This window comes from Streptomyces sp. NPDC086023, from assembly GCF_044540325.1.
Lineage (GTDB): Bacteria > Actinomycetota > Actinomycetes > Streptomycetales > Streptomycetaceae > Streptomyces.
This window is the reverse complement of record NZ_JBITRX010000003.1, coordinates 167,716-190,187: the sequence shown is the minus strand read 5'-3', so window position 1 is coordinate 190,187 and position 22,472 is coordinate 167,716. Positions and strand designations below refer to the sequence as shown.

Below are 22,472 nucleotides of genomic sequence, written 5' to 3'. Positions count from 1 at the left end.
CCCTGGTCGGCGCTGCGGTGGAGGTGGGGCGGGCCGTGCCGTGGGGTGGTGCCGGGGGGTTACGCGGCCGGGGCCGGGGTCCTGGCGCCGGACTGGGGTGTGGGCGTCCGCTTGAGGAGCTCCCGGGCGTACATCACGCGCAGGCTCACCACGGTGGTGGCGGCGGTGGCCAGGACGCCGCAGCCGATGGCGACGGCCGCGGACAGCGCGGTGGGCCGGTCCAGGCCCAGCAGCCGCTCCAGGGGCAGGGCGGCACCGCCGGAGAACACGGGCGCCAGCAGCAGGGCGACCAGGTGCACGCGCCACTCCTCGCGCGCCCAGCCGCGGCCCAGCCGGTGCGCGCGGCGCTGGCGCAGGACCATCACCGCGTACGTGGCGGCGTACGGCAGCAGGAACCCCAGCAGCAGCCGGCGGCCGGCGGCACCCCACTCCAGGAACGCGGCGCCGATCCAGACCAGGGCGGGCAGCGCGGCCAGGTGCGCCACCAGCAGGACCCGTCCCGGCACCCAGCTCCCGGTGACGCCCGGCACCTCGGCGCGCCGGTCCAGGGCACGGGAGGCGGCCAGGGCCCCGAAGGCGACGACCGAGCCGAGGTGCATGACGGCGACCTGGTTGACCTGCTCCATCGACAGGCCCGGCATCAGGCGGGGCAGCGCGCCCCACTCCAGGCGCAGCAGCGGCGCGGTCATCAGGAAGCCGTAGCAGAGCAGCATCCAGCGCTGGTGCAGGTCGGGGTGGCGGCCCAGGGCGGCGATGATCCCGTAGGTCACGCTGAGCACGGTGCCGACCAGGATGGTGGCCAGCACGATCCAGAACGCGGCGCCGCCGAAGGCGTCCTCGGGTGCGGTCCTGGCGAGGTAGAGCGCGGCGCCCGCCATGGACGCGTACACGGTGACCGCGAAGAGCACGCCCGCGGCGCGGTGCAGGCGGGGGCGGCGGCGGAGCGCGGAGAGCAGCTGCACCGGTCCGAGGACCATCAGCAGTCCGCCCAGCACCGAGTGGAGGACCAGCGGCAGCAGGCTGCGGCCGTACGGGCCGGTGCGGTCCGCGACGGCCTCGGCGACGTACTCGGGCGAGACCGTCTCCGCGAGCAGGCGTTCCCCGAGGGCGGGGGCGCCGGCGCGGGCGTAGGGCCACAGTTCGGTGGCGGCCACGGGGGCGTAGGCGAGGCAGACGGCCACGACGGTGACCACGGCCACCCGGCCCCAGGTGACGTTCCCCGGTCGGTGCACGGCGACTCCCCCTCGATAGTCCTCTCTGGACTATGGGGAAGGTAAGGGGGAGCCCGGTCCGGGGTCAACGGTGCGGCCGGGCCTCAGTGTCCGGTCGTGCCGCCGCGGTCGCCTTCGTCCCGCCCGGGTGCGTCGCCGCTCTCGCTCGCGTGCCCGGCCGCCTCGCCGCGGTCGCCTTCGCGTGCGCGGCCCGCGACCCACTGCCAGAACTCGACCATCATGCGCTCGTAGCGGATGCCGAACTCCAGGGCCTCGCGCTGGCCGGGCGTGAGCAGGGCGCCCACGCTCTCGGCCAGCTGCTCGTAGTCCGCGAGGGTCTTGTGGTGCTCGTCGAGCTGGACCGGGGAGAGGACCTCGGGCCGGGCCCCGAACCAGAGTTTGAGGATGCCGCGTTCGCGGGCCTCGACCGGGACGAACTCCGGGTCCGCCAGCCACGACGCGAGGGCGGTGCGGCCGGCCTCGGTGAGGGTCATCAGCCGCCGGTTGCGCCCGCCGGTCTGCCGCGACTCGGACAGCAGGCCGGCCGCCACGAGCCGGTCGCACTGGGCGTAGACCTGGGCATGGGGCATGGACCAGAAGGGGGCCACGGTGCGGGCCGCCTCGACCTTCACGTCGTACGGGCTGGCCTCGCCCAGCTTCTCGACGATGCCGAGCACGAGGTACGAGGGCGTGGTCAGCCGGGACTCGGCCATCGGAGCCGCTCCTGACCGGGTGTCAGCCCTGCGGGGCGGGAGCGGCGTCGAGCTCTTCGAGCTCCCAGGCGTGGCGCTTGAACTCGCGCCGGAAGTCGGGGTGGTCCTCCCACTGGCGGGCGACGCCGCGCAGGACGTCCCAGTTGTGCTCCAGGGACTGGTCGATGATGCCGCGCATCTTCGGGTCGGCGGTGGCGCGCTGTTCGATGATGCCCTTGATGGCGGAGGCGCCGAGGACGGTGTTGCGGAGGGCGCGCAGGGCGCGGGAGGTGTCGTCCATGCCCCAGCCGTGGTCGTTGCCGTCGGCCGGGTCGAAGACCGGGGTGAGGCGGGCCTCGATGAAGGCGGTGATCCGCTCGAAGTGCTGCACGTCCACCGTGGCTCCGTCTCCTGCCGTGCCGCGCTGCGGGCCGGCATCGTCTTGCGTGTGTGTCGGGTGACCGCGTGGCGTTCACGGGCCGAGGTGCAGGATAGCCGCGATCTTCGCCGCGGAACCGGTCCGCCCCGGCCCGGGGTGAGTGCCGGACGGGGCGGACGATGGCGTGCGTCGCGCTCGGCTGCCGGTGCCCGTGCCGCCCTTCGCCGCCGGCCGCGGGGCCGGGGTCAGGCGGCCGGGGCGCCTTCCTCCCGCCCCGCACAGCAGGCGTCGCCGCCGGCGGCGGGGGCCTTGCCCAGCCGGTCGGCATCGGCCCTGACGACGTAGACCTGCCACGGCTCCCCGCCGGGGCCGGTCACCACACCTGGTCCTGCGGGGCGCAGCACCAGGCGGTGTCGTTCTCCTCCGACGTCGCCGGCCCGGCCCCCCTTCGGGCGGGCCGTCGCGGCGTGGCGCGCTGTGCGTCCGCGTGCACAGCGCAGGCCGCTCCCAGACGGCCGCCGCCTTCCTCGACCGCCTCGGCGCGGGCCGGGTCCAGGTCCGCTCGGCCGGGTCCGCTCCCGCCGCCACCGTGAACCCGGCCGTGGTGGAGGCCGTGCGGAGGCGGGCATCGACACCTCCGCCGAAACCCCCAAGGTCCTCACCACCGGGGCGGGAGTGGGGCAGTGCGGTCCTCGGACGTGGTGATCACCATGGGCTGCGGCGACGCCTGCTCCTGGTTCCCCGGCACGCCGTTACCTCGACTGGCCGCTCGACGACCCCGCCGGGCAGGGGGTCGCGGCGGTCCGGCCGATCCGCGTCGAGACCGAGCGGCGCGTCAGGGAACTCCTGGCCGGACTCCTCCCCGCCCCCGCCTGATCCGCGGCCGTCGGCGTCCCAGGGCCCGGCCCCTCAGGACGCTCGCGCCGTCGACTCAGTACGCGACCCCGACGGCGCGGCGGTGCGTGTCGGGAGCGTTGACCAGGGACAGCATCGCGTGGGCGACGTCCGCGCGGCCGATCGTGCGGGCGCTGCGCGGGTTGCCGTCCAGGGCGGTGCGGTAACGGCCGGTCGCGGGGCGGTTCTTCAGCATCGGGGGGCGGACCGCGGTCCAGTCCGTGCCGCTGCGGGCCAGTTCCGACTCCATCACGGCGAGGTCGGCGTAGACGGGTGCGAACACGGTCTTCACCAGTGCCCCCACCATCCGGTCCACCAGCGGCTCGCCGGGCGGGGGCGTGCCGAGCGGGGCGGCGCTGACCACCAGCAGCCGGCGGACCCCCGCGGGTTCCATGGCGGCGAGCACGGCCCGGGTGAGGGCGGCCGCGATGCCGCCGGCCGCGTCGGCCCGGCTGCGTGCGCCCAGCCCGGAGAGCACCGCGTCGTGCCCGGCGAGGGCCCCGGCGAGCGCGGCTGGATCGTCGAGGCCGGAACGGTGCACGGCGAGGCCCGCGCCCTGCACCTGAAGCCGGGACGGATCCCGCACCACGGCCGTCACGTCGTGCCCCGCCGCCAGTGCCTGGCGGACGATCTCCTGGCCGACCCCTCCGGTCGCTCCGAACACCGCGAGCTTCATCGCCCTCCCCCTCCTCCGTGGCCTTCCCCGCCCCGCGGGGTGAGTGACCATCAACTTAGCCGGGTCCCGGGGATGCGACGGCCCGCCCCGGGGCTGCCGGGGGCCGCCCGCGGCCCCCGCGCGAGGGGACGTACCCGCCTACGTCCGGAGCGCGGCGCCGTCATGCGAGCAGGCGGCCCGGCGGCCACGAGGACACGCGGATCCGGAGGCAGCGACCCCGCTGCCGGCCGGGGTGCCGGTCCGCCGGGCGCTGATAGGCCCGTTCCTGTATACGAGGGCCCCGCGTGGCCGGCCGCCGAGCCGCGGGAGTGCGCTGCCCGCCGGCCCGCCCGGTGGCGCGGCAGGGTCCGGCCCCTGCGCCCGCATCCCACCCGTATCCCACGCACATCCCACCCACGCCCCCGCCACCGCAGGTACAGCGGACGTCCACCGCCCGTCCAGCCGGACTCCGTTCGACCTCCGGCCGGCGGGCGTTCCGCGTCCGGGACAGCCGCCCCGCGGGTCCGGGACCGCCCCGCGCCGCACTCCGCGCCCCGCACGCCCCTGCCGACCCAGGGGCCACACCGCGGCCTCCTATGGTGCTGAGCGCAGACCGGCCCCGACCCGTGGGGCCGGCCCGACGCGCAAGGAGAGCACCGTGATGCGAAACGTTCGAGGACCGGGATCCCGCACGCGCACCTGGACGGCCGCCGCGGCGGCAGCGGCGGCCCTGACCGCCACCCTGGCCACCGGGACCGCACAGGCGGACCCGGCCGGCTTACCCTCGGCTCCCGGTTCCACCATCGCCGCCTTCGAGGGCGGGACCCTCGACATGGCCGGTGACTGGGGTGCGGCGAAGGCCTGCCTGGTCTGGCGGGCGGCGGGCACGGTCGAGTGCTTCCGGACGCCGGGCGAACTGCGGGCCGTCGAGGCCAAGCTCGCCGCCCGCGCGGCGAGCGCGGGGGCGCGGTCCGGCTCCGGGGCGCTGGCGGCCTGCTCCTCGCCGCTGGAGCTGTTCGAGCACGGCTGGTACGGCGGCCGCCGGCTGGTCTTCTACGACCGCGGCTACTGGCAGAACCTGGGCGGCTGGGGCTTCAACGACCAGATGTCCTCGTACAAGGTCGGCGCCTGCTACTCGCACCTCGCCGAGCACAACGACGGCGTGGGCTACTGGTACCCGGGCAACACCGCGCCCTGGGCCCAGGAAGGCGCGCTCCGCTCCGGCTGGAACGACCGCGTGAGCTCCATCAAGCTCGACTGAGCCGGGGTCCGGCCGCCGGCCGGGAGGCGAGCCGCGCGGGTGCCCCGTTCCCGCCCGCGCGGCACCGCCGGCCCGACTCGGGCGCCCCTGACAGGAGTTGACCACCCTGTGTAATGTCACATCGCATGATGGTCTTACGTCGTGCCGCGCTCGCGGCCGCCCTCCTCGGCGCCCTCGCCGCCGCCCTTCCCGCCGGCCCCGCTCTCGCCGCCGGCGCCGCCCTGCCCGGCGACGCGCCCGCCGCTTCCCCGTGCCGCACCGACCCCGCCGTGGTGCCGGACGCGGAGCAGGCCCGCCTCGCGGATCCGCGTACCGCGGCCCTGGTCGAGCGCGGGGACCTCGACGCCTTCGTACGCCGCTTCCCCGCCGCGCTGTGCACCGCCCGTGACGCCGCCGGGGCCGACGGGCTGGTCCGGGTCTGGGGCGAGGCCCTGTTCGCGGCCTCGGTGGCTCGGGCCCAGGGCCAGCGGCCCGGCGGCGACCTGGCGCCGGGCGACGACCGCCCGCTGTACTGGGCCCGCCTGGCGATGACCGTCGGACTGGCCCGCTGGCAGCCGGAGTTCCCGGTGGACCGGGACGCGCTGCGCACCTCCTTCGAGGACGCCTCCCGGGGCCTGACCGGCAACGCCTTCCGCGGCACGCCGGGCGTCCGGCGCCTGTTCGTCAGCGGTTTCGACCCCTTCGGCCTCGACGCCGAGCTGCGCCGGGCCAACCCTTCCGGCTCGGCGGCGCTCCGCCTCAACGGCCGCCGCGTCACCCTCGCCGACGGCACCCGGGCCGAGATCCGCGCCGTCGTGCTGCCGGTACGCTACGGCGACTTCGACCGGGGCATCGTGGAGCGCGCGTACGGCCCGCGGATGGCCCCCGGACCCCGCTCGGCCGACCAGATCACCAGCATCAGCCAGGGCTACCCGGGGTTGTTCACGCTGGAGGAGTGGGCTGCCCGGGCCCGGTCGGCCGACCCGTATCCGGACAACGCCCGCGCCCTGTCCGGCGGCACCCGCGAGCGCCCGGTGGTCCCCGCCGGGGTGGGCCCCGGCGCCGAGTTCATCCGGACCAGTCTGCCCACCGGGCCGATGACGGCCGTGCAGGCGCCGTTCCCGGTACGGCTGAACAGCGCCGTCACCGAGATCCCGGCCGGGGAGACCCGGCCGGCGGACCGCCCCGACGGCCCCACTCCCGGCTCGCGCGCGGTGGCGGGCGGGGGCGGCGGTTACCTCTCCAACGAGGTGGCGTACCGCTCCAACCGGCTGCGCCTGGAGCTCGACCCGGGCCTGCCGGGCGGCCACCTGCACACCCCGGTGCTGACCGGTCTGCCGGCCGATCCGGCCGAACTCACCGGCCCCGCCTTCGAGGAGAACGAGACGGCGATCGCCGACCAGGTCCTGGCCGTGCTGCGGCATTCGGCCGACGGGCCGTACTGATCCGGCTGTCCGCCGAGCCCGGCCCGGCCGGCGCCCCGCACAATGGGGTCCGGCCGGCGTCCGGGCCGGCATCCTCCACGGGGCCGTACCGGCGGGCGGGCGGCGGGCCGGCCGACGGCCCGGACGACCGAAAGGGGCGGGGACGATGGACGGGGTGGACGGGACGGCGCAGACGGCCGCGGTACGGGTGGAGCAGGACGGGCCGGTGTTCACCGTGATCCTGAGCAGGCCCGAGGCGCGCAACGCCGTGGACGGGCCGACCGCCGGAGCGCTGGCCGCGGCGTTCCGGGCGTTCGAGGCCGACGAGGACGCGGCCGTCGCCGTGCTCTGGGGCGAGGGCGGCACGTTCTGCGCGGGCGCCGACCTCAAGGCCGTGGGCACGGAGCGCGGGAACACGGTCGCGGCCACGGGCGACGGGCCGATGGGGCCCACCCGGATGCGGCTGGGCAAGCCGGTCGTGGCCGCCGTGGCCGGACACGCGGTCGCGGGCGGACTGGAACTGGCGCTCTGGTGCGACCTGCGGGTGGCCGAGGAGGACGCGGTGTTCGGGGTGTTCTGCCGCCGGTGGGGCGTGCCGCTCATCGATGGCGGTACGGTGCGGCTGCCCCGGCTCGTGGGCGAGAGCCGCGCCATGGACATGATCCTCACCGGGCGGCCCGTACCGGCCGCCGAGGCATACGCGATGGGGCTCGCCAACCGCCTCGTGCCGCCCGGGCGGGCGCGCGAGGAGGCCGAGGAACTGGCCCGGCAGATCGCCGCCTTCCCGCAGCTCTGCCTGCGCCACGACCGGCTGTCGGTGCGGGAGCAGCACGGGCTGCCCGAGCCGGAGGCGCTGGCAAACGAATACCGGCACGGCCTGGTGCCGTTGGGTGCCGGGGAGACGCAGGCGGGTGCCGACCGGTTCGCCGCGGGGGCGGGGCGGCACGGGAGCTTCGGGGGCCTCGGGGACCACGGCAGCCACGGAAGCTGAGGGCCGTACCGCCCGGCCCCCGGCCGTCCGAGCGCCCGGACGGCCCGTACCGAACCGCCGCCTGACGGGCCGTCGTCCCGGCGCTCCGGCGCGGCCGAACCCGGCCGAAGGGGGGCGTTTACGGCGCCCTGACGGCCATGGACCACAATCGGGGCATGACCGCTCACCTCCCCCACATGGACCAGTCGCCGCCGGACCACGGGCCCGGGTACCCGTCGGCGTACGAACCCGGGTACCCGCAGCCGGAGTACGGGCGGCCGGGAGACGCACAGGGGTACGGGGCGCAGCACGGGCAGGAGTTCGGCGGCGCGGCGTACGGGCAGGAGCAGGGCCTGCACCACGGACAGGAGCAGGAGTACGACGAGGGGTACGCCCAGGAGTACGCCGACGAAGCCGCCGGGCAGGAGCCGCCCGCCCTCTCCCCGCTCTACGCCTGGGCCGGCACGGGCGAGGGGCCCGACCCGCTGCCGATGGTGCACTTCACCACCGACGACCAGGAGGTCGCGCTCACCCCGGAGGGTCTGGGCCGCTGGCCGTTCCACGAGGCGATCCGGCAGGGCGGCTGGTACGCCTTCACGGACTACGACGGCTGGGCGGTCCCGGCCGAGTCCTGGGGCGCCGCCTACCGGCGCGAGGACGACATGCTGGTGGTGAGCGGTCCCGGGCTGTGCGCGACCTGGTACCAGGGGTCGCTCGGCGCGACGGAGGAGTGGGTGGCGGCCGCCACCGCGGCGCAGAGCGTGGTGCTGCTGACGGCGCCGGTCCAGCACCCCTCGATGTACGGCTACGCGGTCGAGGCGGGCTACGCGTACGCGCTCATCGTGCCGCTGGCGGTGGTCTGACGGGCGGTGGTCTGACGTCGCGCCGGGGGTGGCGGATCCTGGCACATCACCGGATCCACCGAATCTTCAGATCATCATCCTGTATACGTTGACCGCTGCCGATTTGTTGCAGCCTTCAACCAGCAGGGGGGACCCACCCAATGAGGAAGACCGCCGTCCTCGTCGCGGCCGCCGCCATGGCCGCCACCGCGTTCACCGTCCCGCAGGCCACCGCCGCCACCCACCAGGGCGGACTGCACTTCGGCGCGCTCCAGTTCGACGGGCCCGGTGCGGATCTGCCGCGCACCAACGCCAAGCTCAACGCCGAGTACGTCGACCTGCACAACAACACCAGCCGCTCGGTGCAGCTCCGGAACTACAAGGTGAAGACGGCGTCCGGGTACGTGTACACGTTCGGGTCCTTCACCCTGGGCGCGGGCAAGACCGTCCGCCTGCGCAACGGCCAGGGCACCAACACCGCGTACACGGTCTACCGGAAGAAGGACAACTACTGGTTCAACAACTCCAGCGGTTCGGTGAACCTGTACACGCCGGCCGGCACCAAGAAGGACAGCTGCTCCTGGCGGGCGAACGGCCGCGGCTACACCACCTGCCACTGATCCGGCCACAGCCGGACCCCGGCACGATCCGAAGGGCCTCCGCCTCCCGGCGGGGGCCCTTCGGCTTCCCGGACCGGGCCGGCCTCCCGCGGCTCACGCGCCGTGCCTCACTCACCGTGCCTCACTCACCGCGCCTCACTCACCGCGCCTCACGCGGCGCCGTTCACCTTCGGAGCGACGAACCGCCGGTGCAGCGGGGTGAGGAGCACGTCGGGCTCGCCGGGCAGGCCGGCCTCCTCCACGGCGGGCAGGATGCGGTTGCCGAAGAACTCCTCGAACTGCGCCGGGGACTCCCAGACATCGGTGACGTGCAGCGCGCCGCCCTCGAACCAGGCCACGTGCAGCACCGCCCCGTCCGGCACCTCGTCCTCCCACCCCACCCGGGTGCGGACCGCGTCGTACTGCTCCGGCTGCACCCCGTCCCAGCGCAGCGACATCACCACGGCCATGGGGCTTCCACCTCCTCGGGGCCCCGCGGCGGGGCCCAGAACCAGTAGAGCGGCGGTCCGGGGACGGCACATCCGGAGGTGCGCCGTTCGGACCCGCCGGGGTCGCTCTCCGCGGACCCGGCCGACACGCTCCCGGGCGCCCCGAGCGCGGCGCAAGGGGTTTCCTCCGCCCTGGGTCGGTATCCGGCCGTTCTCGCCCCCGCCGGCCCGCGCCCCCGGTACGGGTGCCCGCCCCGGGCCCCGGGCCCGCCCGGCCGGCCAGGTCGGCCGGTTCTCGCTGCTCCTCCCCCACGGCTCCGCTGTACTCGCCACTCCACCGATCCCAGGGGCTCCCGCCCCCGGTTCCGCACACCCGCGGACCGGGGCGGTCCGGCGTGCCCGCACGCGCCCCGGGGGCCGGTGCCGTCCGAGGACCGAGGCGTGAGGAGCAGCCGATGGAGCCGATGGAAGCGTCACGAACACCGCAGACGCAGCACGCGCGGCAGGGGCAACAGGAACAGCCGGGGCAACAGGCGCAGCGGACCGGCCGGGAGGAGCGGCAAAAGCCTGCCGACCCGCCCGAGTTCAGCTACTCCGCCGGCACGCACAGCAAGGTCATGGAGTCGCTCTCCCTGCGCCGGATGGCCGCCCGGCTGCCGTCCGCGCTCGGGCAGACCGCGCGGATGGCCTGGCAGACCGACCCCCGCTCCCTGGTCTGGCTGGTCGCCGGTCAGATCACGGCCGGGATCTGTACGGCGGCCACCCTCGCGGCGGTGTCCGACGCGATGGGCCCGCTGCTCACCGGCGGCGACGCGGGGTCCCGCATCGAGGCCGCGGCCGCACCGCTGGTCACCGCCGCGCTGACGGCCGCGACCGGCACGGTGGCCCAGATCGTGTCGGGCAGCGCCGCGCGCCGGCTCACCCCCCGCCTGGCCACGCTGGCCGACCTGGCGATGGTGGACGCGCACATGGACGTGGAGGTCGGCGCGTACGACCAGCCGGGCTTCACCGACCGCTCCGAGGCCGCCGGGATCGGGGCCGCGCGGTCCACGATGCTGGTGAAGGACGCCATGGCCTTCACCAACGGGCTGGTCAACCTGGTCGCCGTGGCCGGGGTGCTCACCGTGGTCCACCCCGCGCTGCTGCCCCTGCTGCTGCTCTCGGTGGTGCCGCGCGGCCTGGGCGCGCTGATCGCGGCCCGGCTGGACTACTCCCTGCACAACGAGACCAACGCCTCGCGCAACATCCGCGGGATGATGCGCTGGTACCTCACCACCCACAAGCTCGCCGACGAGCTGCGGTGCAACTCGATGCGCCCGTACGCGCACCACTGGTACGCGACGGTCTGCGAGCGCATCGACGCCAAGCTGATCGGCTCGGCGCCGCGGTTCCTGCGCGTGTCCCTCGTCGCTGCGGCGCTCGGCGGCCTGTTCCAGGCGGGTACGTGGGCGGCGCTCGCCGGACTGGTGCTGGGCGGGTACATGGCGCTGGCCGCCGCCGGCACGGCGATCGTGGCGATGCGCACGTCGGCCACGGCGCTGTCCTCGCTGGTGGTGTACGGGGCGTACATGTTCCAGCACGCGCTCTACCTGGAGGACTACCGCGGCTTCCTGGAGCTGGCGGCGTCGATGTCGGGCCGGCGCGGCCAGGCGGTGGCGGGGCCGCCGGCCAAGCTGGTGCTGGAGGAGGCGGCGTACACGTACCCCGGCAAGGACGCACCGGCACTCGGCCCGGTGAGCCTGTCCCTGTCGCGCGGCGAGATCATCGCGGTGGTGGGCGAGAACGGCGCCGGGAAGTCCACCCTGATCCGGCTGCTGACCGGGCTGACGCTGCCCGGCGAGGGCGAGGTGTACTGGGACGGGGTGCCGACCCGGGACGCCGACCAGGAGAGCCTCTGGGCCCACGTCGGGCTCGTGGCGCAGTCGTTCGCGTACTGGCCCTTCACCGCACGCGAGAACATCACGCTCGGGCAGCCGGACGAGGAGCGGGGCGAGGCCGCGGTCTGGGAGGCGCTGGACGCGGTGGGGATGCGGAAGGCCGTCGAGGACTTCCCGAACGGCCTCGACACCCTGCTGGCGCGCTCGCTGTGGGGCGGGCACGAGCCCTCGGGCGGACAGTGGCAGCGGCTGGCGTGCGGACGGGCCTTCCACCGCAGGCCCACTCTGCTGATCATGGACGAGCCGACCTCGGCGATGGACGCGCGGGGCGAGCACCGGATCTTCAGCGGGCTGCAGGCGATGAAGGACGAGCGGATCACCCTGATCGTCACACACCGGATGGAGAACTGCCGCCTGGCGGACCGGATCCTGGTCCTGGAGGCGGGCCGGATCACGGAACAGGGCTCCTTCGCCGAACTGGTGGCCCTGGACGGCACGTTCGCCGAGCTGTACCGGCTCTCGCAGGAGCGGTAGGCGGCTGACGGCGGACGCCCCGCCCGCGCGGGGCGGGGCGTCCGCAACGGCGCACCGGCCTCCATGGCGACCGACCGGCTGACCGGCTGACCGGCTACCAGCCGAATCGGCGGTCCACCTCCTGCGCGAACTCCTCGTAGGTGAGCACCGAGTCACCGTTCTTGTCGGCCGCGTCGAAGAGCGCCGAGGAGGCGTCCGCGTCGCCCAGGCCCCAGAACGGCAGGTCACCACCGGCGGCGAGGGTCGGCCCCTTGTCGCGCAGGGCGGATATCACCTCCGCGCGGGTGAGGAGTCCGTCCGCGTTCAGGTCGAGCGCGTCGAACAGCTTGCGGGCCTTCTCGCTCATCACGTCATCCCTCTCACCGGAGGCCCCCGTGGCCCCGTCTGGTCACAACCGTCCCCCAGTGTGGTGCACCGGCTGCGGGGCCCGTCGGGCGCCCCCGTCTTACGGCTGCCCCGCCCGGGAGGGCCCGACACGCCCGCGCGGTTCCGGCCCGGGTGGCCGAGCAGGCGGCCGTACGGGCGGCCGTACGCGGTCTTGTCCCGTCCCGGACGCCTCGCCATACTCACCGGGCAGCGCTTGTCAGGAACACGCCATTCCTGAACGCGCCTCACAGGGCCCCACCACCCAGGGGGCCCCGATGCTCCGAGGAGGAGACCCGTGAGGATCACGCGCAACGCTTCCACCCCCGCCCCCACCTCCACCCCCACACGCACGCGCACGCGCACGGCGCGGACCGCCGCGCTCGCCGCCGCCGCGACCGCCCTGCTGGCGGCCGCGGCACTCGGCACGCCGACGGCCACCGCCGCGGCCCCGGCCGCGGACGCGGCACAGCTCTCCAGGCTGGACCAGGCCGTCCTGCGCGCCGACGTCGGCGGCACCGCGTGGCGGGTGGACCGGGCCACCGGCACGGTGGTCGTGACCGCCGACAGCACGGTTTCGGCCGCCGAACTCGCGCACATCCGGCGGACCGCGGGCGCCGACGCCGGCGCGCTCCGCGTCGAGCGGGCGGCGGGCACCTTCACGCCGCTCCTGGGACCGGGTGACGCCATCTACGGCAGCGGGTACCGCTGTTCGGTCGCCTTCAACGCCGTCAGCGGGGGCACGTACTACTTCCTGACGGCCGGCCACTGCGGCAACGTCGTCAAGACCTGGTACACCAACTCCGCTCAGAGCACGCTCGCCGGACCCACCGTCGGGTCCAGCTTCCCGGGCAACGACTACGCGCTGGTCCGGTACGACAACGCCGGCCTGAGCCACCCCGGCGGCTACACCGCGGCCGACCCGTACGTCGGCGAGCCGGTCAAGCGCAGCGGCTCCACCACCGGCACCCGGAGCGGCACCGTGACGGGCCTCGACGTGACCGTCCACTACAGCGGCGGCGGCACGGTCCGCGGCATGATCCAGACCAACGTCTGCGCGGAGCCCGGCGATTCGGGCGGCGCCCTGTACGACGGCACGAAGGCGCTGGGCATCACCTCGGGCGGCAGCGGCAACTGCTCGTCCGGCGGCACCACCTTCTACCAGCCGGTGAAGGAGGCCCTGGCGAAGTACAAGGTCTCGCTGTACTGAGCCGGGCGTCGCGCGCGCCTAGGCTGAGGGGGCCGGGCCCTCGCCCGGTCCCCCGCCGCCCCCGCGTCCAGAAAGTCAGGCCCTTGTACGTCGCCCGCTCCGCCGCCCTGTTCCTCCTCGCCGCGCTGCTGGAGATCGGGGGTGCGTGGCTGGTCTGGCAGGGGGTGCGCGAGCACCGCGGCTGGGCGTGGATCGGGGCGGGGGTCGTGGCCCTGGGCTTGTACGGCGTCGTCGCCACGTTCCAGAGCGACGCGAACTTCGGCCGCATCCTGGCCGCGTACGGCGGCGTCTTCGTCGCCGGCTCGCTGGCCTGGGGCATGATCGCGGACGGCTACCGCCCGGACCGCTGGGACGTCACGGGTGCGTTGATCTGCCTGGCGGGCATGGCGGTCATCATGTACGCGCCCCGGGGACACTGACCGAGCGCCGGCGCACCATCCGCCTCAGGTCCCACCGCGCGCGGGTCGTCGGCCCCCAGAGGCTGCATCGCAACGTCCCTCATCCGTAGATCCCCGCTGACGGAGCCACAGCCTCTCAGGAACCGGAACCGGAGCCGGTGCGGGGGCCTTTCACCCTTCCGTGAGCCGGTGCCACAGGAAGGTGTGGATCAGGGCCTCGTTCCAGGCGGTCTGGTCGTGGTTGGTCGACGTGGCGTGGCCGCCGCCGAGGTGCTCGTGGAAGTGCACCCGGTGGCCGAGGTCCCGCAGCCGGGCGGCCATCTTGCGGGCGTGCCCGGGGTGGACGCGGTCGTCGCGGGTGGAGGTGAGCAGGAGCAGTGGCGGGTACGGGCGGTCGGCCTGCGCGCGGTGGTACGGGGAGAGGTCCGCCAGGTGCGGGCGGTCCGCGGGGTCGTCCGGGTCGCCGTACTCGGCGGTCCAGCTGGCCCCGGCGAGCAGCTTGTGGAAGCGCAGCATGTCCAGCAGGGGGACGGTGGCGACGACCGCCCCGAACAGTTCGGGGTAGCGGGTGAGCATCGCGCCCATCAGGAGGCCGCCGTTGCTGCCGCCCTCGATGCCGAGGAGCTCCGGTGTGGTGTAGCCCCGGTCGACGAGGTCCCGGGCGACGGCCGCGAAGTCCTCGAAGGCGCGGGGGCGGTCGGCCTTCAGTGCCGCCCGGTGCCAGGCCGGGCCGTACTCCCGGCCGCCGCGGATGTTGGCGACCACGTACGTGCCGCCACGGGCCAGCCAGGCGCGGCCGCGTACCGGGCTGTAGTAGGGGAGCTGGGAGACCTCGAAGCCGCCGTAGCCGTAGAGCAGGGTGGGTGCGGGGGCGGCGGGGTGCTGCGGGCCGCCCTCGGGTCCGATGACGAAGTAGGGGACGCGGGTGCCGTCGGCGGATTCGGCGAAGTGCTGTGCCACGGCCAGGCCTTCGGCCGCGAACCGGGCCGGCGAGCGCCTGAGGGTCTCGCTGCCGGCCCCGATCTCCCCGCGGTACAGGGTGGCCGGCTGGAGGAAGCCGCTGACCACCAGGAAGTACTCGTTCCCGGTGTCCGGGTCGGTGTCGGTGACGGTGGCCGTGGCGTGCGGCGGTACGTCGGCCAGGGGCTCCCGGCGCCAGCCGTCGGCCGGGGTGAGCACCTCCAGCCGGGCGCTGACGTCCGCCAGGGTGTGCAGGATGAGGTGGTCGCGGGTCCAGCTGTGGCCGGCGAGCGCGGTGTTGCCGTCCGGCGTGAACAGCACGGTCGCGTCCCGCCCGCCGGCGAGGAACTCCTCGAAGCCGAAGGCGAGGAGGGTGCCCGCGGGGTGGCCCAGCCAGGGGGACTTGGTGGTGACGACGAGCCACTGGCGGTGCGCGTACGCGGCCGCGTCCTCCGGTACGTCGATCCGGCGCGGCGTGCCGCCGCCGTCGGGGCCCGCGCCGTCGAGCAGGAACAGCTCGCGGTGCCAGAAGTCCCGCTGCCGGGAGAGGAAGTGCCGCTCGAAGCCGGGCGTGCGGTCGTACCAGCCGCCGGCCGACAGGTCGTCGGCGTCCGCCGCGTACACCGGCTCCGCCTCGGAGAGCGGGGTGCCGCGGCGCCAGCGGCGGACCTCCCGGGGGTAGCCGGACGCGGTCATCGATCCGGGGCCGAAGTCGGTGCCGACGTACACGTGGTCGCGGTCGATCCACCCGATCGTGGTCTTCGCCTCGGGGACCTCGAAGCCGCCGGGCGTGAACTCACGCGTCACGAGGTCGTACTCGCGCACGACGACGGCGTCGGCGCCGTCCCGGGAGAGCTCGACGAGGGCCCGGTCGTGGTCCGGGCGGAGGGTCTGCGCGCCGGCCCAGACCCACTCCTCCCCCTCTTCCGCCGCGAGGGCGTCGAGGTCGAGGAGCACCTCCCAGTCGGGCCGCTCCGTGCGGTACTCCTCCAGCGTGGTGCGCCGCCAGAGGCCGCGCACGTGCTCGGCGTCCTGCCAGAAGTTGTAGAGGTGGGGTCCCCTGCGGCGGGTGTACGGGATGCGGTCCGCGGCGTCGAGCACCTCGCGGACCTCGCGGGTGAGGCCGTCGAAAAGGGGGTTACGGGTCAGCGCCTCCGCGGTCTCGGCGTTGCGGGCCCGGACCCAGTCCAGGGCGGCTTCGCCGGTCACGTCTTCCAGCCACAGGTACGCGTCGTCGTCGGTCACCGGACGATTGTGCACCCTGCGGCGGGACGGGCCCGCGGCGCGGGGTCAGCGGCGGCGCTGGGCGGCCAGCAGGGCGTCGGAGACGAGGCGGACGCCGCGGGCCAGGCGGCCGAGCTGCTCCAGCTCGATCGCGTACATCCTGATCGTGTTCTCTATGACCGCGTCGACGACGCCGAGCGCGGGCAGCTCGACCCGGCTGGTCTCCAGCGCGACGCGCACCGCGCGCATCTCGTGCTGGATCTGGAGCTGCGCGTGGCGGGCGAGGAGGACGTGGTGCCGGGTGAGCGTCGAGTAGCCCGCGTAGCGCGCGGGGAGGAGGTCCCGCAGCCAGCGGGTCGCCGTGCGCTCCCAGTCGTGACTGCCGGGGGACTTGACCTGACAGGGCCAGTCGGGGCTGAGCGTGATGGTGGCCGACATAGACATACTCGTCGCTGCTTCCAAGGGTGCGGGACTCGGAACGGCGGCCCCGGTCTAAGGGGTGACCGGGGCCGCCGGTGGCGCTCTGCGGGATGCGAGCCCGTAAGGGACGCCTCGGCCCGGCGCGAGGAGGGAGCGTCGGAACGTCGGCGTTCCAGGAGGACGTAGGGGATCGTCCTCCCTGGCATCGGGTGAACGACCCGAGCGCAGTACCGAGTAAATATATATACCGTCGAGTACGCAAGGGCATGAAAAATTTCATGCGACATCGAGGCATGAAAATCCGACCGCAAAATCGCCGCGAAACGGGTCCTACAGGAAGAAATTGTGCTGCTCGGCCACCTGCTCGTAACCTTCCAGCCGCGCCTGCGTCCGCTCCGGGTCGGCATCGGCCATGGCCTGCAGGAGGGCGGCGGCGAGCACGCCGGGCGCCGCGTACGAGTCGAAGACGAGCCGGGATCCGGTTCCGGCCGTGAGGGCGACGTCGGCCTCGTCCACCAGCGGGCCGAGGGTCAGGTCGGTGATCAGCGCGATCCGCAGCCCGGCGCTCCGCGCGGCGCGCATCGCGGCGAGGGTCTCCTTGGCGTGCCGGGGCATCGCGAAGGCCAGCACCCAGGTGCCACCGGCCGCACGCGACTGGAGCAGGGCGTCGTACGCGACGCTGCCGCCGCGGGTGACCAGGCGCACGTCGGGGTGGATGCGGCGGGCCGCGTACGCGAAGTACTCGGCGAGCGAGACGGAGATGCGCAGGCCCAGCACGGTCAGCGGGACGGACCGGGCGAGGTCGCGGCCGATGCCGAGCACCTGGTCGGTGTCGGCGAGCAGCCTGCGGACGTTCTCCAGGTTCTCGATCTCGGCGTCCACGGCCGCCTGGAGTTCGTTGCGGCGGTTCTCGTCACCCTCGGGCGCACCGGCGACCGCCTTGAGCGCGATCGGCTGGAGCGCGTCACGCAGGGCGGGGTAGCCGCTGAAGCCGAGGGACGTGGCGAAGCGGGTGACCGAGGGCTGGCTGACGCCGACCCGCTCGGCCAGCTCGGTGATCGAGAGGAAGGCCGCCTCGGTGAGGTGGTCGATGAGGTATTGGGCGATCCGCCGCTGGCCCGGGGAGAGCCGCCGGCCGTCGAAGAGGCCGCGCACGCGTTCCGCCGGAGCGCGCTCGACGTCCACGGGCTGGCCTCCGGGAGTGATCGCGGCAGCCTGTGCGCGTTCCTGCTGGCCCGATGCCACCGTCCGCCTCCCTTTCGACCCACTGGGAGTTCAAACATAGCTCACTCACCGTGTCCGGCCGGGCGCGCTCGCGCCGCGCCGAAGGCGCTGACCAGCGGGAGTTGGGGTGGACGCGAAGGGTGCACGAGGGGGCGCACGGAGCCGGTGCGGGGCCGGGCGCCGGGCGCGCCGTAACGGTGCCGGGCATGCCGGGGCGCGTCGGGGCGGGGGGCACCGGGGCGGGGTGGGCCGCCGCCCCGGCGGGGGTGTCCGTCAGCGCTGGGCGAGGGTGTGTGCGACGAGGGCGTTGGCGTGGCCGTGGCCGAGGCCGTGCTCCGCCTTGAGCCAGGCGACCAGCTCCATGTGCCTGGTCAGCGGCGAGGCGGCGATCAGCTCCTGCCACTCGGCGATCGGGCGGCCGTACTTCTTCTCGATGGAGGGGAAGTAGCTCGCAGGGCCCTTGGCGGCGGGTGCGGTCACGGCGGTCTCCTGTCTCCTGCGGCCGCTCGGTGCGGCCGGGTCTTCTCGTCGGGGCAGACCGGCACGGGGCCCGGAACTCATCGGGAGTACGGTGTGACGTGCGTCACTTCCGGGCGTGCTGCCCGAGGTGGAAGAGCAGGTGGACGAAGCCGGCGAACAGATGGGGGCCGAAGACGTAGAAGCCGACCCGAAGGGCCACGCCGCGCCCCGTCCAGCACTCTTCGTCCTTCTCCCGCACCGTCTCCACGGGGTCGCCGTCCACGTCTGCCGCCCCTCCGCCGTAGCGCCGCGCACGTCTGGGCGAACGAGCAGGGCGGCCGGGCCAGCCGACCGGGATCAAGGCCCTGACCGGCGGGTTTTCCGGACCGGATGGAGCCGTTCGGGAACCTTTCCGCCCCTTTCGGCCATCTAGTACGACGTACGTGCAGGACGGCGAGCGAGGCGGCGCGACGGATGACAGCGGTACCGGGAGCGAAGGACCCGGCGGGGCGGGGCGAGGACATGCTGCGGGGGCGGGAGCGGGAACGCGAAGGGGAGCCGGACGGCGCGGGCACCGGTGAGGGTGCCGGGGTGCCGGACGGGACGGAGGTACGGCAGGAGCCGGCGGACGGGGCGGACGGGGTCGCGGCCGCCGGGGAGGCTGCGGAAACGGAACCTGCCCCGGAGGCCGCCGGCGGCACGGAGCGGGAGGCCGCGGCGTACTCCGCCGGCAGCGCCGTCGCGGCCCGGGATGCGGCACCGGAGGCCGAGGAGGGCACCCGGGGCGAGGAGGCCGCCGCCGACCCGGAAGCCCAGGTGGAAGCCGGGGTGCCGGCCGGCGAGGGGGCGGAGGACGAGGCCGCGGAATCCGCCGAAGCGGAGGCCGGGGGCGACTCCGGCGGTGCCGCGCTGCCCGGGTCCGGCGCGGACGACGACCGGGCGGCCGGAAGCCGTGCGGACACCGAAGCGGAACCGCGGGCGACCGCGGAGGACGAGGGCGCGGAGGGCGCGGAGGGCGCCGGAACCGCGATCGAACACCCTGCCGGAGGCGAGGCGGCGGCCCCCGAGGCCGCCGGAGCGGACGGCGCCGAGCCGGACTCCGCCCCGACCACGGACCGGCGGTCCGACAAGGACGAGGCCGAGCCCGACACCGCTGCGACCGGCGACGCCACGGCAACCGACCAGGCCTCCGGCCCCGGTAAGGACGACGCGGACGAAGCCCCGCCGGAGGCCTCGGCAGACGACGCCCCGGATACCGAGGCCGGTGCGGCTCGGGTGCCCGCGTGGGCGCGGGGGGATGACGAGAGCGACAACGAGCGGACCAGTACGTTCGTACCCCTCAAGCCGCTGGAGCCGCGGGAGGCCGGCGCACCGCGGGCCGGGAAGGCGCCGGAGGGCCGGGAGCCCGGCCGGGACGGGGACGACCAGCGCACCGTCCACCTGCGCGCCCCCGAACGGCCGGAGGGCCAGGCCCCGAAGCCGGAGAAGGGACCGGCGCAGCCGCAGGCGCCGCAGCCCGAGGGGGCCCAGGCGGCCCCCGCCGAGCCCGCGCCCACCACTGAGCAGCCCCTGCCGCCCCTCGACCTGCTGGCGCAGCTCACCAACACCCCTCCCCCGCCGGAGACCACCACCCGCACGCTGGTGCGCCGCGTCAAGGTGTGGACGCCCGTCGTGCTGCTGCTGGCCAGCGTCTTCGCCGGCGTACAGGCGCTGCGCCCGGTGCCCACCGCCACGCTCACCACCGAGGGCGCGGCCGCCTCCGCCACCGTCGACGGGCGGCTGGACCTGCCCTGGCCGGCGGCCGGGCAGGGCGCCGTCCGCGTCCAGGGGGCCGGGGACGTCGGCACGTTCGGGATGCAGAAGCCCGTACCGACGGCCAGCGTCGCCAAGGTCATGACGGCGTACGTGATCCTCCGCGACCACCCGCTGAAGAAGAACGAGGACGGTCCGCGCATCGAGGTCGACGCCCAGGCCGTCCAGGACGGCACGGCCGAGCACGAGTCGCGCATCGAGGGCCTCACGGCGGGCAGCACGTTCTCGCAGCAGGACATGCTGAAGATGCTGATGATCCCCTCGGGCAACAACGTCGCCCGGCTGCTGGCGCGTTGGGACGGGGGCGGCGACCAGGGCGCCTTCGTGGCCAAGATGAACGCGGCGGCGAAGGAACTGGGCATGACCAGCACCCGGTACACCGATCCCAGCGGCCTCGATCCCAAGACCGTGAGCACCGCGACCGACCAGTTGAAGCTGGCGGAGGCGGTGATGAAGTTCGACGCGTTCCGGGCGATCGTCGCGCTGCCGAACGCGAGGATCGAGGGCCTGCCTGCGCCGATCAACAACAACAACGACAACCTGCTGCTGTCCGGCCTGAGCATCAAGGGCATCAAGACCGGCTCCAGTTCGGCGGCCGGCGGTGCGCTGATGTGGGCGGCGTACAAGACGGTGGGCGACAAGACCCCACTGATCATCGGCACGTTGATGGACCAGCACGTGGACGGGCCCGACCCGGACGCCATCCGGTCCCTCGGCCTGGTGAAGGACAACAGCAAGAAGATCATCGAGGCGGTGCGGAACGCGCTGACCGCCGCGACGGTCGTGAAGAAGGGCCAGGTCGTCGGGTACGTCGACGACCACCTGGGGACGCGGACGCCGCTGGTTGCCACCCAGGACGTCACGGCGGTGGCCGTGCCGGGGCAGAAGCTGTCCCTCGCCCTCGCCCTCGACGGGAGCGGGAAGCTGCCGGCCGAGGCTCCGGCGGGCACCGTGGTCGCCACGCTGACCGTCGGTACGGGCCCCGGGGCGCCCACGGTTCCGGTGGCCGTGCAGCACGATCTTGAGGCGCCGTCCTTCGGTGCGAGGCTGACCCGGCTCGGCTAGCCGGCACGCCTCCCGGCCGGGCCCTCCCCCGTGGGAGTCCGGCCGGAACCGTCGTCCCGGGGGGGCCGGGGCGGCCCGTCGGCCCGTCGGCCCGTCGGCCCGTCGGCCGAGGGTCGGCTAGCCCTCCCCCTCCGTCAGTTCGTTCACCGGCTCTCCCTTCCGCACCTCCACCGGCACCGGTGCGGCCAGGCGCTCCAGCCGCTCCTTGAAGCGCGCCGACGCGGCGCCCTCCGCCGTGGTCCCGATGACGATGGCGGAGGCGTCGGAGGACGCCGACCCGTCGTAGACCGGGTGTCCGAAGCCCTCGGAGCCGCGCATGACCTTCTCCACGGCCGCGGCCAGGGCTCGTGCCGTGAAGCGGGCGAGGTAGAGGTCGGCGCGGCGCGGGTCCGCCGCGGGGTCGGCCTGCTGCGCGGCGGCCAGCAGCCGCCGGCCGCGTGCGAGGTCCGTCACGCACAGCGCCACCCGGCCGGCGGGCTGGTCGGTGATGTGGCCGGCGTACACGTCGGCGAAGGCGCCGTACCCCTGGTCGCCGATCGCCTGGCTGAGGCGCTGCGCCTCGGGGGTGTTCGCCGGTGTGCCGCCGACGGCCGTCGGCACGGCGCTCGGTCCGGACCCGGTCTCGGCGAGCCCCGGGCAGGGCTCCGCGCCGGCGGCCGCACCGCCTGCCTCCTGCCGCACGCGCTGGTCCGGGACCGCATACGTCGTACAGCCGCAGAGCAGGGCGGCGAGCAGTAAGGCGGCGGTGACCGGTACGGCGTTCCTCGTCATGGTGTCCCCCGTGAGTGGCGTACCCGGCGCCGCACGGCGCCGGCGCCCGGGCGTCTCGCCGCCCGGGCCCGAGTGGGACGTGGGCGGCGCCTGCACGGTTCCGGTGCCGCCGAGGGCACGGCCGGGGTGCCGCCTGTCTAGTGGGGCGCGGTGTCGTCCGCCGGGAAGGCCGGGCCGTGGCCGGGGACGATGACGTCCGCGGCATCCAGCACACGGAGCCGGGAGGCCTTCAGAACCGTGTGGTCGGGGGCGACCGGGTCGTCCACCGGGCCGTTGGGCCGCCACCACAGGTCGCCCACGAAGGCGACGACCTCCGTCGCCGTCCCGGCCAGCAGCGTGATGTCCTCGCGGCTGTGGCCCGGGGTACGGATCAGGCGCAGGGACGGGGCGAGTTCCCAGCCCTCCGCGTCGCGGTCGGTCCACTGGTCGTTCTCGTAGATCGCCTTGTGGTCGTGGACGCGGGCGCGGCCGAAGAGGCCGACGTTCATCGTGTTGTCGGGGTGGTGGTGGCTGAGCACGACGTCGGTGATGTCGTCGGGGCCGAGCCCGAGTGCGGCCAGCGGGCCGAGGATCCGGTCGCGGCCGGCGACCATGCCGGGGTCGACGATCACGTGGCGGTCCCCGTCCCGTACGTACGAGACGGTGGCGGCGACTCCGGGGCCGGTGGAGAGGGTGTAGCCGGTGGTCAGGATCGTGTACTCGGCGCTGCGGCCGGTGGGGGCGTCTGTCATGCCCCGAAGTCTTCCGGGGGCCGGGGTTCGCCACGAGTGGCCCTTCTGCCACCGATCGCAGGATTCGTG

23 protein-coding genes and 1 pseudogene are annotated in these 22,472 nt (G+C 74.8%); 10 read left to right on the top strand and 14 right to left on the bottom strand.

The window, feature by feature from the left end; all coding sequences use genetic code 11:
* Positions 1–59: 59 nt before the first annotated feature.
* The 4 genes from ACIF6F_RS07495 to ACIF6F_RS07480 all read right to left on the bottom strand — a co-directional run bounded on the left by ACIF6F_RS07495 (position 60) and on the right by ACIF6F_RS07480 (position 2,686).
* Positions 60–1,232 carry a DUF2306 domain-containing protein gene (locus tag ACIF6F_RS07495; protein ID WP_399942621.1) on the bottom strand — a complete coding sequence of 391 codons (1,173 nt, stop codon included), beginning with the start codon at positions 1,230–1,232 and terminating at the stop codon, positions 60–62.
* An 83-nt stretch (positions 1,233–1,315) separates the two neighbouring features.
* A complete protein-coding gene (locus tag ACIF6F_RS07490) occupies positions 1,316–1,924 on the bottom strand; it encodes a helix-turn-helix transcriptional regulator (protein ID WP_399942618.1) in 609 nt (202 codons plus the stop codon).
* 22 nt (positions 1,925–1,946) lie between these two features.
* Entirely contained in the window at positions 1,947–2,300 is a 354-nt protein-coding gene (locus ACIF6F_RS07485; RefSeq protein WP_399942616.1) for a hypothetical protein, read from the bottom strand.
* A gap of 227 nt (positions 2,301–2,527) precedes the next feature.
* On the bottom strand, positions 2,528–2,686 hold the full coding sequence (locus tag ACIF6F_RS07480) for a hypothetical protein (RefSeq protein WP_399942613.1): 159 nt from the start codon (positions 2,684–2,686) through the stop codon (positions 2,528–2,530).
* A 71-nt stretch (positions 2,687–2,757) separates the two neighbouring features.
* On the opposite strand from ACIF6F_RS07480, the pseudogene ACIF6F_RS07475 reads away from it, so the two are divergent.
* A pseudogene (locus ACIF6F_RS07475) lies at positions 2,758–3,158 on the top strand (phosphotyrosine protein phosphatase).
* Positions 3,159–3,213: 55 nt separating this feature from the next.
* Here ACIF6F_RS07475 and ACIF6F_RS07470 read toward each other — a convergent pair.
* Positions 3,214–3,852 carry an NAD(P)-dependent oxidoreductase gene (locus ACIF6F_RS07470; RefSeq protein WP_399942610.1) on the bottom strand — a complete coding sequence of 213 codons (639 nt, stop codon included), beginning with the start codon at positions 3,850–3,852 and terminating at the stop codon, positions 3,214–3,216.
* Positions 3,853–4,492: 640 nt separating this feature from the next.
* Between ACIF6F_RS07470 and ACIF6F_RS07465 the strand changes: the two genes are divergently transcribed.
* The 5 genes from ACIF6F_RS07465 to ACIF6F_RS07445 all read left to right on the top strand — a co-directional run bounded on the left by ACIF6F_RS07465 (position 4,493) and on the right by ACIF6F_RS07445 (position 8,927).
* Complete coding sequence (locus ACIF6F_RS07465; RefSeq protein WP_399942607.1) at positions 4,493–5,092, top strand: hypothetical protein; 600 nt, start codon at positions 4,493–4,495, stop codon at positions 5,090–5,092.
* 125 nt (positions 5,093–5,217) lie between these two features.
* Positions 5,218–6,516, top strand: coding sequence for a pyroglutamyl peptidase (locus tag ACIF6F_RS07460; protein ID WP_399942606.1), 1,299 nt, complete (start codon positions 5,218–5,220; stop codon positions 6,514–6,516).
* A 145-nt stretch (positions 6,517–6,661) separates the two neighbouring features.
* The gene (locus ACIF6F_RS07455) at positions 6,662–7,486 is read left to right on the top strand and encodes a crotonase/enoyl-CoA hydratase family protein (RefSeq protein ID WP_399942603.1); all 825 of its coding nucleotides are present in this window, start codon (positions 6,662–6,664) and stop codon (positions 7,484–7,486) included.
* Between the two features lie 155 nt (positions 7,487–7,641).
* Positions 7,642–8,328, top strand: coding sequence for a hypothetical protein (locus tag ACIF6F_RS07450; protein WP_399942600.1), 687 nt, complete (start codon positions 7,642–7,644; stop codon positions 8,326–8,328).
* Between the two features lie 140 nt (positions 8,329–8,468).
* On the top strand, positions 8,469–8,927 hold the full coding sequence (locus ACIF6F_RS07445) for a lamin tail domain-containing protein (RefSeq protein ID WP_399942597.1): 459 nt from the start codon (positions 8,469–8,471) through the stop codon (positions 8,925–8,927).
* 149 nt (positions 8,928–9,076) lie between these two features.
* Here the strand turns inward: ACIF6F_RS07445 and ACIF6F_RS07440 are convergent, their stop codons facing one another.
* A complete protein-coding gene (locus ACIF6F_RS07440) occupies positions 9,077–9,376 on the bottom strand; it encodes a hypothetical protein (protein WP_399942594.1) in 300 nt (99 codons plus the stop codon).
* A 434-nt stretch (positions 9,377–9,810) separates the two neighbouring features.
* Between ACIF6F_RS07440 and ACIF6F_RS07435 the strand changes: the two genes are divergently transcribed.
* A complete protein-coding gene (locus ACIF6F_RS07435) occupies positions 9,811–11,766 on the top strand; it encodes an ATP-binding cassette domain-containing protein (protein WP_399942591.1) in 1,956 nt (651 codons plus the stop codon).
* Positions 11,767–11,860: 94 nt separating this feature from the next.
* On the opposite strand, the gene ACIF6F_RS07430 is transcribed toward ACIF6F_RS07435, so the two are convergent.
* Positions 11,861–12,112 carry an EF-hand domain-containing protein gene (locus tag ACIF6F_RS07430; protein WP_399942588.1) on the bottom strand — a complete coding sequence of 84 codons (252 nt, stop codon included), beginning with the start codon at positions 12,110–12,112 and terminating at the stop codon, positions 11,861–11,863.
* 321 nt (positions 12,113–12,433) lie between these two features.
* Between ACIF6F_RS07430 and ACIF6F_RS07425 the strand changes: the two genes are divergently transcribed.
* A complete protein-coding gene (locus ACIF6F_RS07425) occupies positions 12,434–13,339 on the top strand; it encodes a S1 family peptidase (protein WP_399943449.1) in 906 nt (301 codons plus the stop codon).
* Positions 13,340–13,422: 83 nt separating this feature from the next.
* Complete coding sequence (locus ACIF6F_RS07420) at positions 13,423–13,758, top strand: YnfA family protein (RefSeq protein WP_399942585.1); 336 nt, start codon at positions 13,423–13,425, stop codon at positions 13,756–13,758.
* 150 nt (positions 13,759–13,908) lie between these two features.
* Here ACIF6F_RS07420 and ACIF6F_RS07415 read toward each other — a convergent pair whose 3' ends face one another.
* The 5 genes from ACIF6F_RS07415 to ACIF6F_RS07395 all read right to left on the bottom strand — a co-directional run bounded on the left by ACIF6F_RS07415 (position 13,909) and on the right by ACIF6F_RS07395 (position 18,307).
* Positions 13,909–15,942, bottom strand: coding sequence for a prolyl oligopeptidase family protein (locus tag ACIF6F_RS07415; protein ID WP_399942583.1), 2,034 nt, complete (start codon positions 15,940–15,942; stop codon positions 13,909–13,911).
* 45 nt (positions 15,943–15,987) lie between these two features.
* Entirely contained in the window at positions 15,988–16,365 is a 378-nt protein-coding gene (locus ACIF6F_RS07410; protein WP_399942580.1) for a hypothetical protein, read from the bottom strand.
* 306 nt (positions 16,366–16,671) lie between these two features.
* Complete coding sequence (locus tag ACIF6F_RS07405) at positions 16,672–17,586, bottom strand: MurR/RpiR family transcriptional regulator (protein ID WP_399942577.1); 915 nt, start codon at positions 17,584–17,586, stop codon at positions 16,672–16,674.
* Between the two features lie 252 nt (positions 17,587–17,838).
* Positions 17,839–18,045, bottom strand: coding sequence for a DUF4287 domain-containing protein (locus tag ACIF6F_RS07400; RefSeq protein WP_399942575.1), 207 nt, complete (start codon positions 18,043–18,045; stop codon positions 17,839–17,841).
* 103 nt (positions 18,046–18,148) lie between these two features.
* The gene (locus tag ACIF6F_RS07395; RefSeq protein WP_399942572.1) at positions 18,149–18,307 is read right to left on the bottom strand and encodes a DUF6126 family protein; all 159 of its coding nucleotides are present in this window, start codon (positions 18,305–18,307) and stop codon (positions 18,149–18,151) included.
* 191 nt (positions 18,308–18,498) lie between these two features.
* On the opposite strand from ACIF6F_RS07395, the gene ACIF6F_RS07390 reads away from it, so the two are divergent.
* The gene (locus ACIF6F_RS07390) at positions 18,499–20,901 is read left to right on the top strand and encodes a serine hydrolase (RefSeq protein WP_399942570.1); all 2,403 of its coding nucleotides are present in this window, start codon (positions 18,499–18,501) and stop codon (positions 20,899–20,901) included.
* 117 nt (positions 20,902–21,018) lie between these two features.
* Here ACIF6F_RS07390 and ACIF6F_RS07385 read toward each other — a convergent pair whose 3' ends face one another.
* Positions 21,019–21,672 (bottom strand): hypothetical protein, encoded by a 654-nt coding sequence (locus ACIF6F_RS07385; RefSeq protein ID WP_399942568.1) that lies wholly within the window; start codon positions 21,670–21,672, stop codon positions 21,019–21,021.
* Positions 21,673–21,809: 137 nt separating this feature from the next.
* A complete protein-coding gene (locus ACIF6F_RS07380; RefSeq protein WP_399942567.1) occupies positions 21,810–22,403 on the bottom strand; it encodes an MBL fold metallo-hydrolase in 594 nt (197 codons plus the stop codon).
* Positions 22,404–22,472 lie beyond the last annotated feature (69 nt).

Coding starts and splice junctions, on each gene's coding strand:
- ACIF6F_RS07490 (WP_399942618.1), bottom strand. CDS start 1,924: ATGGCCGAGTCCCGGCTGACCACGCCCTCGTACCTCGTGCTCGGCATC.
- ACIF6F_RS07470 (WP_399942610.1), bottom strand. CDS start 3,852: ATGAAGCTCGCGGTGTTCGGAGCGACCGGAGGGGTCGGCCAGGAGATC.
- ACIF6F_RS07465 (WP_399942607.1), top strand. CDS start 4,493: ATGCGAAACGTTCGAGGACCGGGATCCCGCACGCGCACCTGGACGGCC.
- ACIF6F_RS07460 (WP_399942606.1), top strand. CDS start 5,218: ATGATGGTCTTACGTCGTGCCGCGCTCGCGGCCGCCCTCCTCGGCGCC.
- ACIF6F_RS07455 (WP_399942603.1), top strand. CDS start 6,662: ATGGACGGGGTGGACGGGACGGCGCAGACGGCCGCGGTACGGGTGGAG.
- ACIF6F_RS07450 (WP_399942600.1), top strand. CDS start 7,642: ATGACCGCTCACCTCCCCCACATGGACCAGTCGCCGCCGGACCACGGG.
- ACIF6F_RS07445 (WP_399942597.1), top strand. CDS start 8,469: ATGAGGAAGACCGCCGTCCTCGTCGCGGCCGCCGCCATGGCCGCCACC.
- ACIF6F_RS07440 (WP_399942594.1), bottom strand. CDS start 9,376: ATGGCCGTGGTGATGTCGCTGCGCTGGGACGGGGTGCAGCCGGAGCAG.
- ACIF6F_RS07435 (WP_399942591.1), top strand. CDS start 9,811: ATGGAGCCGATGGAAGCGTCACGAACACCGCAGACGCAGCACGCGCGG.
- ACIF6F_RS07430 (WP_399942588.1), bottom strand. CDS start 12,112: ATGAGCGAGAAGGCCCGCAAGCTGTTCGACGCGCTCGACCTGAACGCG.
- ACIF6F_RS07410 (WP_399942580.1), bottom strand. CDS start 16,365: ATGTCTATGTCGGCCACCATCACGCTCAGCCCCGACTGGCCCTGTCAG.
- ACIF6F_RS07390 (WP_399942570.1), top strand. CDS start 18,499: ATGACAGCGGTACCGGGAGCGAAGGACCCGGCGGGGCGGGGCGAGGAC.
- ACIF6F_RS07385 (WP_399942568.1), bottom strand. CDS start 21,672: ATGACGAGGAACGCCGTACCGGTCACCGCCGCCTTACTGCTCGCCGCC.
- ACIF6F_RS07380 (WP_399942567.1), bottom strand. CDS start 22,403: ATGACAGACGCCCCCACCGGCCGCAGCGCCGAGTACACGATCCTGACC.